At 40.5% G+C, this 13371-nt stretch carries 11 protein-coding genes; 5 read left to right on the forward strand and 6 right to left on the reverse strand.

Annotated features, from left to right (window positions below):
• Window positions 1-266: 266 nt before the first annotated feature.
• The 3 genes from KO02_RS16170 to KO02_RS16180 all read left to right on the forward strand — a co-directional run bounded on the left by KO02_RS16170 (window position 267) and on the right by KO02_RS16180 (window position 2120).
• A complete protein-coding gene (locus KO02_RS16170) occupies window positions 267-644 on the forward strand; it encodes a YidH family protein (RefSeq protein ID WP_038699936.1) in 378 nt (125 codons plus the stop codon).
• Window positions 645-1015: 371 nt separating this feature from the next.
• Window positions 1016-1441 carry an RNA polymerase sigma factor gene (locus KO02_RS16175; protein ID WP_235212275.1) on the forward strand — a complete coding sequence of 142 codons (426 nt, stop codon included), beginning with the start codon at window positions 1016-1018 and terminating at the stop codon, window positions 1439-1441.
• Window positions 1431-2120: a hypothetical protein gene (locus KO02_RS16180; protein WP_038699938.1), complete on the forward strand. Its 690-nt coding sequence runs from the start codon at window positions 1431-1433 to the stop codon at window positions 2118-2120. Before KO02_RS16175 ends, KO02_RS16180 begins: the two co-directional genes overlap by 11 nt.
• 87 nt (window positions 2121-2207) lie before the next feature.
• Here the strand turns inward: KO02_RS16180 and KO02_RS16185 are convergent, their stop codons facing one another.
• Genes KO02_RS16185 through KO02_RS16195 form a run of 3 tightly spaced genes read right to left on the reverse strand, consistent with a single transcriptional unit; the run spans window position 2208 to window position 5815 of the window.
• Window positions 2208-3434 (reverse strand): Glu/Leu/Phe/Val dehydrogenase dimerization domain-containing protein, encoded by a 1227-nt coding sequence (locus KO02_RS16185; protein WP_038702842.1) that lies wholly within the window; start codon window positions 3432-3434, stop codon window positions 2208-2210.
• A gap of 49 nt (window positions 3435-3483) precedes the next feature.
• Window positions 3484-4611 carry a 4-hydroxyphenylpyruvate dioxygenase gene (hppD, locus tag KO02_RS16190; protein ID WP_038699940.1) on the reverse strand — a complete coding sequence of 376 codons (1128 nt, stop codon included), beginning with the start codon at window positions 4609-4611 and terminating at the stop codon, window positions 3484-3486.
• Between the two features lie 43 nt (window positions 4612-4654).
• Entirely contained in the window at window positions 4655-5815 is a 1161-nt protein-coding gene (locus KO02_RS16195) for a homogentisate 1,2-dioxygenase (protein ID WP_038699943.1), read from the reverse strand.
• 352 nt (window positions 5816-6167) lie between these two features.
• On the opposite strand from KO02_RS16195, the gene KO02_RS16200 reads away from it, so the two are divergent.
• Window positions 6168-7223, forward strand: coding sequence for a fumarylacetoacetate hydrolase family protein (locus tag KO02_RS16200; RefSeq protein WP_235212276.1), 1056 nt, complete (start codon window positions 6168-6170; stop codon window positions 7221-7223).
• A 30-nt stretch (window positions 7224-7253) separates the two neighbouring features.
• Window positions 7254-8159, forward strand: coding sequence for a flavin reductase family protein (locus KO02_RS16205; RefSeq protein WP_038699945.1), 906 nt, complete (start codon window positions 7254-7256; stop codon window positions 8157-8159).
• Between the two features lie 16 nt (window positions 8160-8175).
• Here KO02_RS16205 and KO02_RS16210 read toward each other — a convergent pair whose 3' ends face one another.
• From KO02_RS16210 to KO02_RS16220, 3 genes are all read right to left on the reverse strand, one after another.
• A complete protein-coding gene (locus KO02_RS16210; protein WP_038699947.1) occupies window positions 8176-9249 on the reverse strand; it encodes a phytase in 1074 nt (357 codons plus the stop codon).
• A gap of 24 nt (window positions 9250-9273) precedes the next feature.
• Entirely contained in the window at window positions 9274-10278 is a 1005-nt protein-coding gene (locus KO02_RS16215; protein ID WP_038702846.1) for a metallophosphoesterase, read from the reverse strand.
• 89 nt (window positions 10279-10367) lie between these two features.
• Window positions 10368-13178 (reverse strand): TonB-dependent receptor, encoded by a 2811-nt coding sequence (locus tag KO02_RS16220; protein ID WP_038699949.1) that lies wholly within the window; start codon window positions 13176-13178, stop codon window positions 10368-10370.
• Window positions 13179-13371 lie beyond the last annotated feature (193 nt).

Consider the following 13371-nt stretch of genomic DNA (forward strand, 5'->3'; position numbering starts at 1 on the left):
ATTATAGGTTCTGTAATATTATTATTGCAATACATTAAATAACGATAAGTATAATTTCTGGCACAACATTTGAAATAACTTTTATTCATAATTTAGATTAATAATTGGTTAGAAAATGCCTTAAGCTCCCCGCTTTGGGCATTTTCATTTTTAATGACCATTTTTTAACTTTATCTTACAAACCCGCTATTCATCCCAGAGATGGGGGTGGGAAGATCAAAATCAATATTCCACTTTAATTGTTAACATCGTATAAAAGAAATGATATGGATAAACAACCTCAAAAAAAGACGAGTGATCACTTGGCAAATGAACGTACCTTCTTGGCCTGGATAAGAACTAGTATTGGAATCATGGGATTTGGTTTTGTCGTTGTAAAATTCTCTTTGTTTGTAAAGCAAGTCAGCCTAATGCTAAACAACCCTCAACATAGCAGTCAGAAAGGCTATTCTGCCGAAATTGGTGTCACCTTAGTAGCGCTTGGTGCCATTACGGCATTAATGGCTTACCTCAACTATAAAAAAGTAAGAAAAGAAATCAATGCAGATGCTTTTGAAAGTTCCAACCCACTCCTATCGGTAGCGACATTTGGACTGATATTTATTAGTGTATTGCTCATCTGGTACCTCATTGACAGTATTTAACCCTATAGTTATCTGCCCTGTATATGTTAGTGTACTATGCAGAGCGTTTTACATCATGACAGGACCTGAAACTTACTAAGATTCTAAGTCGGAATTCTTCTTCTCCGGACAATTAAAACCATATTCTAGGGACAGTAATTATGAATTGCAAATATTTTGTAACGAATTAACGTGAGGTTGTACTTACTGATTGATTAATTAATAAAACCAAAAATAGATACTTAAAGAAAAAGCAATGAATAAAATCTTGACGAGTTCACTTCAACCTTTGGCGACAGCATAATATGGTGGTGGATTATTTGGTTGAAAAAGCATTTCTCGATTTGTTGGAGGTCCACAAGGGGATCTTGCACAAGGTTGCTCGATTATATATGGACAATCCAGAAGATCGAAAAGACTTGCAACAGGAAATCATCATCCAATTATGGAAATCCTACCCCAAGTTTAAAGGAGAGAGCGCATTTTCTTCTTGGATGTACCGAGTGGCAATCAACACCGCTATTTCCTCCTTCAAAAAAGAAAAACGGCGAAGTGATGTTTACAACTACAACACAGCAAAAGAACCAGAACAGGAAGATTATGACCCCGAAAAAGACCAGCAACTGGAGGTCTTTTATCGCGCTATCCAACAGCTTAATGGGGTGGAAAAGGCTTTGATATTTTACTTTATGGAAGGACTATCCCATCGTGATACAGGTATACAGCTCGGTATAAGTGAAGGAAATGTACGTGTAAAACTCAATAGAACAAAAGAAAAATTACAGCAAATCATAAAAAAAATAGGTTATGAATCTTGATGAATTAAAATCGGCTTGGAATGCAGATAACACAGATAATGTGCGTATTCCATCTCGAATAAAGAAACTTGGTGCAGCTAAGCTTCCTTTGGATAAGTTGAAACGTAATATGAAAAATGAATGGTACATACAAATCGTAGCAATAGTTTTTCTTGCATTTTTCCCATGGCTGCTCAGGCTTCATCCTGCATATCATATCATTTATTATGCGTCTTATACATTTCTAGTTCTTATTTCAGCTTACTACCTAAATCTATTTCGCTTATTTTACAACAAAATAGACCATTATTCAATGGGAACCAAGGATAGCTTATTGGAAATATACTATGAATTTAAACTCAATATAGAACGATACCATGCATTTGGTTTTCTCTTATTGCCTATGGCAATTGTAGCTTCTGGTTTATATTTCAACAGCCGGTTAATCGAAAAGGAAAAAGATTTCTTAACGCTCCCCGCTAATACAAAAGTTTACCTGATAATTCTATCCATTGTAGTTTGTCTAACTGCTATCTTATCCATCCTCCTATGGACAAGATATTTTTATGGCACTTATGTGAAGCAATTAAAGGCCATATTGGATGAACTAAAAGAGGAAGATTTAAGAGATGGGAATTTAAAAATGAATGCTATGCAGACAAATGACACAAAAGAAATCCAGCCGAAAAAAGGAGAATAAGATGAATCCAATTTTATGAGCTATAAAAAAAAGCATTTGCGTAATCGCAAATGCTTTTTTTTATAGCTATTGATTCATGTACTAGAATCACACAAGTTGTTTGAGTGCAATTTCATATGCTCGGGATGAAAGATGTGTCTTTGAATCCGAGACTGCTCTAATCTGATCGATCGCTTGCCCGATAACACGAGAGACATCGGAGAACAGGGCATCATCACTGATCTCGACATTAGGTTGCATGAGATAGGCGAAAACACGGGCCATGCCACAGTTGGCTATAAAATCGGGAATGACGGAGACTTGCGTATCTGCATATTCCATAACGGGGCCATAAAATATCTCGCGATCTGAGAAAGGGACATTGGCACCCGAAGCAATCAATTCCAACCCATGTGTGACCAATTCACTAACCTGCTCTTTGGAAACCAAACGCGAGGCAGCAGCAGGTATGAAGATAGCAGCTCCAATCTGCCAAATCTCTTTATTTACTTCATCAAAAGAAAGTAAATCTGGACTACACAGCTCGTTCCCTTTTCGATTGAGGAACAAGGCTGTTACCTCGGCTTCTGTAAAACCTAATGGATTGATCAAGCCTCCTGCTCGATCGATAATCCCTACGACCTTAACCCCCATCTTACTCAGATAGAAGGCTGCTGCCGCTGCAACATTGCCCCAACCTTGTATGACCGCACTTTTACCGATACAATCGTTACCATAGCATCTGTAAAAATGCTTAACAGCCTCTGCTACGCCATAACCGGTAATCATATCGGCAATTTTATATTTACGCTTCATATCCGGACTGTATGCAGGGTCTTCCAAGACTTTGGAAACGCCGTACCGCAACTGTCCGATCTGATGGATCCTTTCATTTTCGCGCACATTGAAATGCCCATTCAACACGCCCTCTTGCGGATGCCAAAGGCCATATTGCTCGGTCAGGGGAATGACATCATGGATTTCATCGACATTCAGATCGCCGCCCGTACCGTAGTAATTTTTAAGTAATGGTGTGACCACTTTAAACCACCGATCCAATACTCCTTTTTTACGTGGATCTGATGGATCAAAATTGATTCCAGATTTTGCTCCACCAATAGGTGGTCCTGAAACGGTAAACTTCACCTCCATGGTCTTTGCCAACGATTCAACTTCATTTTTATCCAAGCCCAATCGCATGCGTGTGCCCCCGCCTGCAGCGCCTCCGCGTAATGAATTGATAATGACCCAGCCTTCTGCTTCGGTTTCCGTATCTTTCCATTCAAACACGATTTCAGGTCTTTTGCTTTCAAAAGCTTGCAGTAAATCTTTCATGTCTTTCATATTAGCCATTCTTGTATGTAGCTTGTTCTATTTTATAACCTTAAAGATTTCCACGTTTTGCTTGCTCGCGCTCTATAGCTTCGAATAAAGCCTTGAAGTTACCTGCTCCAAAACTTTGTGCGCCCTTACGTTGTATAATTTCAAAAAATAAAGTGGGGCGATCTTCAACTGGTTTCGTAAAGATCTGCAAGAGATAGCCCTCATCGTCACGGTCCACTAAAATTCCAAGATCTTGAATGATCTGGATCTCTTCATCAATTTGGCCCACGCGCTCTGGTAACATATCATAATAGGCTTCTGGTGGTGCTCCCAAAAACTCCACACCACGTGCCTTTAATGCTTTTACAGTCTGCACGATATCTTGCGTCGCTAAGGCAGCATGCTGCACGCCTTCTCCTTCATAAAAATCCAGGTATTCTTCAATCTGCGATTTCTTCTGCCCTTCTGCTGGTTCATTGATGGGAAATTTGACATATCCATTTCCATTGCTCATCACTTTACTCATCAGTGCGGAGTACTCGGTGTTGATCTGCTTATCATCAAAAGATAATACATTGACAAAGCCCATCACCTCTTGATACCACGCTACTGTTTCATTCATTTTATTCCAACCGACATTACCTACACAATGGTCGATATACAACAAGCCGACTTCTGCTGGTTGATAATCACTTTCCCAAACTTGGTAACCTGGTAAAAAGACTCCTTTGTAATTTTTACGCTCGACAAAGAGGTGAACCGTTTCTCCGTAGGTATAGATCCCTGAAGTAATAGCCTCGCCATACTCATCGGTCAATACTTGCGGTTCTTGATACACTTTAGCCCCTCTTTTAGTCGTTTCTTCGAATGCTTTAGTTGCATCGTCTACCCAAAGGGCCAGTATTTTAACACCATCACCATGTTTTTTGACATGCTCAGATATCGGGTGATCGGAGCGCAATGCCGTTGTCAATACCAATCGTATCTTTCCTTGGCGCAAAACGTAGGACGCACGATCGCGTACCCCTGTTTCTGGTCCGGCATAGGCTTCGGACTGAAAACCAAAGGCTGTTTTATAATAATGTGCGGCCTGTTTGGCATTGCCGACATAAAACTCGATATAATCCGTCCCATTGATGGGTAGAAAGTCTTGTGCCAAGGCTATTTTCTCTGCAAATGTCTGTTTCATAATAAGTATTATCTGTTTATTAAGGTTTGTTTTTCATTTACTATTACTCACTTAACCACGATTTGAAATAGTCTGGATCCTCAATTGCCAAAGCTTCCTCCGTGAGCATTAAGGGTCTAAAGGGGTCGATCATTACGGCCAATTCTTGTGTTTGCTTCTGTCCAATACTTTTTTCTACTGTACCTGGATGAGGACCATGCGGTATACCACCTGGATGCAGGGTTATCTGCCCTCGTTCCACACTTTTACGGCTCATAAAGTCGCCATCCACGTAGTACAAGACTTCATCAGAATCCACATTGCTGTGGCTATATGGCGCCGGAATGGAGTCGGGATGATAGTCATAAAGCCTTGGGCAGAAGCTACAGACAACAAAACTATCGGTTTCGAAGGTTTGATGTACTGGAGGTGGCTGATGTAGCTTTCCTGTAATGGGCATAAAATCATGAATAGAGAACGCCCAAGGATAATGGTACCCATCCCAACCGACGAAGTCAAAGGGGTGACTGCCGTATATATAAGGGTAGATCAATCCCTGTTTTTTGATTCGGACCTCAAAGTCTCCCATTTCATCTATCGTCTCCAATTGCATGGGTCTCTTGATATCCCGTTCGTAAAAAGGAGCATGCTCCATCAATTGTCCAAATTCATTCCGATAGCGCTTTGGCGTGCGGATGGGTGAAAAAGATTCGATGATAAACAAGCGATTGTCAGGTCGGTCAAAATGAAGTTGATAAATAATACCTCTGGGAATCACGATATAATCGCCATAAGCAAATGGAATCTGCCCATAACCCGTCTTTAAAACACCTGACCCTTCATGGATGAAAAGAATCTCGTCTGCCTGACTATTTTTATAAAAATAATCGCTCATGGACTGTCTTGGAGCAGCCAAGGAAATCTGTAGGTCGTCATTGACCAGAACAGGAACCCGACTTTCCAAATAATCATCCTTTGCTTGAATAGCAAACCCTTTCAGACTGGTATGTTTTAGGTGCTTTCGTCGTGCTATTTTTGGCGATACATCATAGGGTTCTCCGATCTGCTTGACCAAAGTGGGTGGATGGCAATGATAAACCAACGAGTAGGTGCTGGAAAACCCATGCGTGGAAACCAATTCTTCGGAATATAAGCTACCATCGGGTTTCCGAAATACGGTATGTCTTTTTGGAGGTACTTTCCCCAATTGATGATAAAGTGGCATAAGGGAATAAATTAAAAGATGAAATGAATGGATGTGGATCTATCAGTACCAAAATATCAGGGTACAGATGAATAAGAAGAGAGAACGACGTTAATACTGCGCAAACACCATATCAGCAATCAACGCCTTTGTAAAAGCGTTCATCCCTAAAATGACTCGAGTACATGTGACCCTGCTGGTGTTCATAATTGGATTTTTTTATACAATCAAACCTTGGTAGATGTATCGCTATCTCCTCTGTTTTTTGAGAATTTTTGCTTATATCAAATATAATATTTTAATTTTATATTTGATATAAATACCTGAAATTAACAGCGAACTCCCTATATTTAACTTAATTACGTCATGCATCATGGCATCAACGGGCTTTTTCAAACCAAAAATAGTGGTTAATGGCTCGGGTACCGATTTAGAAAAATATATTCGCAATTTTATGAGACTTGTAACCTGTATGTTGAATGAAAATGAGCGTCTTGCTTTTTTGATAGACCAACATATCTATCCCTGTCAGGAGGTTGATGTACATTTTCCAGACAGTATGGATCAGTACTTGCATGCAGCAGCTACGATCAAGTCCGATATGCATCATGCGTATCAGGAACTTTGTTCTTCTAGCAACAAACAGTTACCATTGACAGTGGAAGACAGCCGCTTACTCGCTCCTGTACCCCATCCAAGTTCTTTACGTGATGCCTATGCTTTTCGCCAACACGTAGCTACTTCACGTCGAAATCGTGGACTACCGATGATTCCTGAATTTGATGAATTTCCGGTATTCTATTTTTCCAATCACCGTGCTATCTGTGGCCCTGGCCCTGTAGCTTGTATGCCCAAGCATTTCGATAAACTCGACTTTGAATTGGAGGTCGCTATTGTTCTGCATAAGCAGGGTAAAAACATACCTGCATCCGAAGCGGATGCTTACATCGCTGGCTATATGATTATGAACGACATCAGTGCGCGTACCCTGCAGATGGAAGAGATGAAACTGAATTTAGGACCGGCCAAAGGGAAAGACTTTGCCACGGTAATCGGTCCCTGTTTGGTGACAACAGATGAACTGGAACAATATCGTGTAGATCCGCCGACAGGACACATCGGAGCGACCTATGATCTGGCCATGACCTGTAGCGTAAACGGAACATTGGTTTCTAGCGGCAATCTCCGTGATATGGATTGGACATTTGCCGAAATCATAGCACGTGTTTCTTATGGTGTTGAGGTATACCCTGGAGATGTCATTGGGTCTGGAACGGTCGGTACGGGCTGTTTTCTGGAGCTCAACGGGACTGGAAAATTAAACGATATCACTTACCCGGAACAATGGTTACAGGAAGGTGACCATATACAAATGGAAGTGACCGCCTTAGGTCAATTGCACAATCAAATTGTTGCAGCAAAAGATTAACATCATCAATAAATCAGCACACAACTACTTATGGCACAAAGAAAAACAACGGTTATCGACCCCAGCACGCAGCAAGCAGTCTTTGACAACTTGATCAAATATGCCATTGCCCCTCGTCCTATCTGTTTTGCAAGTACCATAGACGAGGCAGGTGATGTCAACTTAAGCCCCTTTAGCTACTTTAACCTGATGTCGCAACAACCACCTATCTGTGTCTTTTCGCCTTTGCTTCGTATGCGGGATGGATCTACAAAACATACGTTGGATAATATCCATGAAATACCAGAAGTGGTCATCAATATCGTCAACTATGCCATGGTGCAACAACAGTCGCTCGCGAGTACCGAATATGGGAAAGGCATCAATGAGTTTGATAAATCGGGGTTTACGCCGATTGCTTCCGAATTGATTAGACCTCCTCGTGTGGCAGAGTCTCCGGTACAATTGGAATGTAAAGTACATGATATCATCACTCTCGGAGATGGGCCTGGTAGTGGCAACTTGATCATTGCCGAGATAGTCCGCATGCATATTCACGAAGATCTATTGAATGACCAACATCAAATAGACCAGGATGCCTTAGATCTTGTTGCCCGTTTAGGAGGTAATTGGTACTCTCGGGTTACGAAAGAATCGCTCTTTGAAGTGCCCAAACCCCTACGCAATTTGGGGATTGGTGTAGATGCATTACCAGAACATATCCGATTCTCGGATATCCTGACGGGTAATCAATTGGGCAGATTGGCCAATGTCGAGCAAATGCCGATTTTGACGGATGAAGCTATCTTAATGGAAAACCCCAAAATTCTAGCCATATGGGAAGAAACAAAAGAAGACCCAGCACTAAGACGTAAACAACTCCAAACGCACGCTGCCACACTATTGGATCAAGGTGAGCTGATCGTAGCATGGCAGGTGCTTTTATTGGAAATATGATGCTGTAAAAAGAAGGTTACTTACCTTCTTGAATACGTTGCTGAACACTATTCCAATCGTAGATATGGAATACTTGTCCGTTGCTCATGGCCACCAATATCCCATTCGGATATTCAGGTCCCAGATTGACATGTGTTGCATCAGCGCCATCACATTCTACTGCTGAAACAGGTATGTCAGCTAATAATTTATAGGCATTAGGGTTTCCAGCCTCACCTTCTCTTGGGTAAACCAAAAAAGAATTGTTCTGTTGGTTGGAAACCAAAATGTAACCGGTCTTTTCTCCTGTTTTATAGATAGCGATCCCTTCATGGTCGCGTTTCGCTTCTCCTTGTGCAAACAGAGCCAACTCTTCATTATTGTTCAAAGTGGGGTCAGCATAATACTTGCGAACACCCACGGTTTCATCCGAATAATAGACATAGCCCAATTCGTTATCAACAGCGATTGCTTCAATTTCTTTAGCGCCACTGTATGTACCAAATTTACGTACAACATCGGCCTGAATGGTTCCATCTGCCTTACCGCTCAATTTGTACTGCCATAAATAACTTCCGGAAGGACCCGATTTCCGACCGACGATTGCATAGATTTCATTGGTTGTAGAATCGATCTTCTTGGTATAGATAGCAACTCCCATTCCGTCGCGTTCATCTTCTCCCTTTTCTCCAACAAATACGTCAATTCCACCGCCATCTAATGGTTTTAGATCAGGAAGGCTATACATGCGCAATTGATGTGATTTACGTTCTGTGGTAATCGCAACATCAACTTTTTCGCCATTGATCACTAAGCCGTAGGCAATGTCTACATTATTGGGACGTTGTAAACCGGTCACTTTATTCACAATCTTTCCTTTCAGGTCATAAACATATAAGCCTCCGTTGATTTCCTTATCCGTACCGACGATCAAACTTTTACTCGGGTCTTGCGGATTGATCCAAATGGCAGGATCATCGGTGTCGTACTCGGTTTGTTCGGTCACTACTGCTGGTTGGAGTGCATTAGATGCTACCGGTGTTAACTTGTCACTACATGATGTCGCTAATGCTAAAACAGCAAATCCGTAAAAAAATTGTATTGATTTCATTATTTTTCGGGTTATTATTGAGTGTTATTTTGATTTAATACTGATGCTGTTCAATAATTTTGTAGCACCAGTTTTTGCTTGTATGGTTTGGACTAATAGGGTATCACCTGCTATCGTAAAGGCCATAAAACCAGGTTCAGCAGCTGCAAAAAGTGTTCCGTCACGTTGTCCTGTTGGTCTCACCTCACTTCCTGCTCCACTTAAAAACTGTGTTGTAAAACGATTCTTTGGACGGATAACCTGTAAATCATGCTCATGCCCACAAATGTAGGCTTGCACACCATATTGATCAAAAATACCTGCAAATTTCGCTTCAAAGGCTTTTGTATCCTTGCTTTCTTTACGTTTACCACCACTGTAGAGGGGATGGTGACCTACGACAATTTTCCATTTAATGTTTGGATCGGTATCCGATAACGATTCGATCAACCATTTTCTCTGAGCTGCAGTATCTTGCTTTACCAAATCGGGATATTTTTCACTATTGTCATGATAACCATCGATAAAAGGATTGGTATCCATAAAAACCATCAATAATGTACTACCGTCCTCCAATTCAAATTTCTTCTTATAGTATGGACTGGGCATATTCCATCTTCGGCTCACTTGGGTATAATCGATTTGCGCTTTGGTACTGCCCCTATAATCGTGATTTCCTAAAATCGCATACCAATCTTTATAGAGGTTAGGGTGCGTATAAATCTCTTCATATGAAGACTTCCAATGTTGATCTTGTGTACTGGCTACGCCTGAAGGATAAAAGTTATCGCCGACAGATACCACAAACTCGGCATCGAGGGTAATGGCTGCACGACCTAATTCTGCTGCCACATCCTTTTGATAATATTCACCTACTCGGCCGAAATCGCCCAAGGCTAAAAATGTAAAACCATCTTTGGGTAACGTGACTTCTGGTGTGAAGTCTCCCTTGTAACCTGATAAGCGTTCTTCTTGCTGAATAGTTGATTGTGCAAAGGATTGCTGCAATAGCAATACGGCAAATAAGATTAGTAATGTGTATTTTTTCATGGCAATCATTTGTTTTTTAAGCTATATGAAGCAATCCTGCATGACGGTTTTTGTCCATGCAGGATTAATTGTGGCATTATATCGTGGATTTATAGATCAAACTTAAGTCCTAAGTTATAACGAGTTTGATAGTATTCCATCTGGCTCGTACGTGATGCGATACCTTGATAGTAGCGTAAAGGTTGATTTGTCAAATTATTGGCTTCGGCAAAGATGCGTAGCTTCTTTGTGATTTTGTATGAAGCATTAGCATCAACAAATAGTTGCTTACCATAAAATAGATCTTCAAAATCACTTCCTCCTAATTCATCGATATAACCAGCGGTATAGTTCAATGATACTCTGGATGAGAACCTGTTATTTTCCCATGATAATGAACCGTTGAACATATGCGGTGCTGTACCGGGCAGTTTAACACCTGAGCGCTCTTCCCCTTCTTCATTGGTGATACCCTTAGCTTTGGAATTGGTGTGGGTATAGTTCACGTATACACCGAAACCTTTTAGGAAAGCTCCTGGCAAGAAATCCAACTGACGTTGGAAAGCCACTTCAAAACCATAAACATCCACATTGTCGCCATTACGCTGTTGTACAAACTCCCAATTCTCGCCTGTAGGGATTGGATTCTTTTGATCTGGAAAGCTTCCATCAAACTTATCGGTTGTGTATTGTTTGTCTACGTAAGTATAGATGAAGTCATTTAAGTTCTTATAGAAAACACCTGCAGAAATCAATCCAATGGATTTGTAATATTTCTCTGCCATCAAATCAAAGTTGTAAGAATAGGTCGCTTTCAGACCGGGATTTCCGGCAGATACTTCCATATCTTCAGATATAGCACTGACATAGGGAGTCAATGCATAATAATTGGGTCTTGCCAATGCTGTCGTGAATGCAGTACGTAAGACAAAAGAATCGTCTACATTATACTTGAAAGATAGATTTGGAAGCACATTGGTATAATTATTTTTATTATGAACACTTCCTTCCAGATCCTCTTCATCCAGAACAAAATTGCCCGTATAATCAATTTTGGTATGCTCTACCCTTGCCCCAATAATCATGGATAATTTCTCATTGATATCCTGATCCCAACGTACATAACCTGCAAATATTTTCTCCTTTGCTTGATAGTTTTCTGTCAAATATTCCTCTGGTGCTTCTTTTTCATCAAAAAGGGACGAGTTTTTAAGGTCTAAATTCCCAAGGTAGTTACGATCCACGAAAGTTCCTGGGATATACTGACTACCAGGTTGGAAACCCGCGCCACTATAGAAACTGTTTGGAACTGTATTCAGGTTGCCCATTGCATTTACGGGTTCGTATTCATAAAAGATATTATCACGAGATTTATCTTTCAAACGCATACGAAGTCCTGTTCGGATGCGTCCTTTTTGATCTTTAATGACCGAGAAAGGAAAACGTACATTGATCTTTGCTCCAAATTCACTTTCTTCGGTGTAATTATCATTTTCAGAAATTTTTCCCTGTTTAAAATCCTCCGCTTTATCACCAACAGAGGTGACTAATGGAAAACGGGTATTGCTCAGGTCTTGTGTCATCGCTACGTCTTCTACTTCGTAAGCGATATAACGTTCGTGAGGCCTGTCTTCACTTGCTACAGCATAATTTGTCGACCAATCCAGTGCAATCTTAGGACTGACCAAATGTTCGCCACCGATGGAATAGTTCTGTACCTTTTGGGTTTCTAAACGACTGTTTTTATTTTTATTATCGTCAATACCACCTTTGGTCTCGCGATCTAAATTTCCCGTTACCCCTGTTATGTTCTCCTGATCGTCATATATTGGTTTCATTTTACGGTATCTGAGGCGGTAGCGGTTTTCACGATCATCGCGCCAGTTGTACATCGCATTTGCGTACAACATATGCTTTTCATTGAATTTATAATCAAATGCCAATGCTGTACTTCTACGGATACGTTGCACATCGTATTTACGAACTTCCATATCACTCATAAATACTTGTCCCTTCTCCCCTTCTTTCCATACGCCTTCCACGTTATCCGAACCGAAGCGATTATTGTTATAGGAACCACTCAAAACGACTCCTAATTTATTATTGGCAAATCGGTTACCATAGACCAGTCCAGCTGTATAGTTTCCTTTTTCGCGAATAGGCCCGTATCCACCAGCTACAGTAGCCGAGATACGTTGACCATTGGGCGAAGCACGGGTAACCAAATTGACCGATCCACCGATTGCATCTGCATCCATATCAGGTGTTAATGTTTTATTGACTTCAATGGTAGAAACCATATCGGAAGGAATCAAATCCATCTGCACATTACGGTTATCACCTTCAGCAGAAGGAATGCGATCACCATTTATCGTCACTGAATTTAAGTGGGGTGCTAAACCTCTAATGATAATATTACGTGCTTCTCCTTGATCATTTTGCATCGTAATACCTGGTACACGTTTCAACGCATCGCCGATATTGGCATCAGGAAAACGACCGACTTGATCTGAAGAGATAATATTACTGATATTCTGATTATTTTTTTGTTGATTCAATGCTTTGGCTTGTCCCCGAGCCATATCACCAAGTACGACGGCTTCTTCCAAAGCCATCGAAGAAGAAGATAGTTTTAATGTTATATAATTTTTTTGCTCCTTTTTGACCGAAATTGTCTTTTGTATAGGTTGGTAGCCAATGTAAACAACAGATACGGTATAGTTACCCGCCGGCAGATTCAGGAATTCGAAACGGCCATTATGATCCGAAACGGTATAACGATTGCCTTCTAATAGCTTAATCGTTGCGCCGGGCAAAGAAAGGTCATCGGCATCATCTAATACTTTACCTGTCAATAGTGTGGACTGTGCGTAGGTACTCACCGTTACCATCAACAAAAACATGGTGTAAAAAATTCTCATAGTTTGCGTTAATTATATTGTCGCAAAACTATAAGTCTGGCATGATACTAATGATAACTCATTGTTACATAATTGTTAATGTTTTTAAAAACAACTTCGAGTTTAATATTACTTAATAAATGACATCACAAAATCAATTTAAAGTATCATTAAAAACATTTTCTACAAAAAATTGCGATATAAATGAAGATTA

This window comes from Sphingobacterium sp. ML3W (genome assembly GCF_000747525.1).
Classification (GTDB): Bacteria; Bacteroidota; Bacteroidia; order Sphingobacteriales; family Sphingobacteriaceae; genus Sphingobacterium.

Coding starts and splice junctions, on each gene's coding strand:
- KO02_RS16170 (WP_038699936.1), top strand. CDS start 267: ATGGATAAACAACCTCAAAAAAAGACGAGTGATCACTTGGCAAATGAA.
- KO02_RS16175 (WP_235212275.1), top strand. CDS start 1,016: ATGGACAATCCAGAAGATCGAAAAGACTTGCAACAGGAAATCATCATC.
- KO02_RS16180 (WP_038699938.1), top strand. CDS start 1,431: ATGAATCTTGATGAATTAAAATCGGCTTGGAATGCAGATAACACAGAT.
- KO02_RS16185 (WP_038702842.1), bottom strand. CDS start 3,434: ATGAAAGATTTACTGCAAGCTTTTGAAAGCAAAAGACCTGAAATCGTG.
- hppD (WP_038699940.1), bottom strand. CDS start 4,611: ATGAAACAGACATTTGCAGAGAAAATAGCCTTGGCACAAGACTTTCTA.
- KO02_RS16195 (WP_038699943.1), bottom strand. CDS start 5,815: ATGCCACTTTATCATCAATTGGGGAAAGTACCTCCAAAAAGACATACC.
- KO02_RS16200 (WP_235212276.1), top strand. CDS start 6,168: ATGGCATCAACGGGCTTTTTCAAACCAAAAATAGTGGTTAATGGCTCG.
- KO02_RS16205 (WP_038699945.1), top strand. CDS start 7,254: ATGGCACAAAGAAAAACAACGGTTATCGACCCCAGCACGCAGCAAGCA.
- KO02_RS16210 (WP_038699947.1), bottom strand. CDS start 9,249: ATGAAATCAATACAATTTTTTTACGGATTTGCTGTTTTAGCATTAGCG.
- KO02_RS16215 (WP_038702846.1), bottom strand. CDS start 10,278: ATGAAAAAATACACATTACTAATCTTATTTGCCGTATTGCTATTGCAG.
- KO02_RS16220 (WP_038699949.1), bottom strand. CDS start 13,178: ATGAGAATTTTTTACACCATGTTTTTGTTGATGGTAACGGTGAGTACC.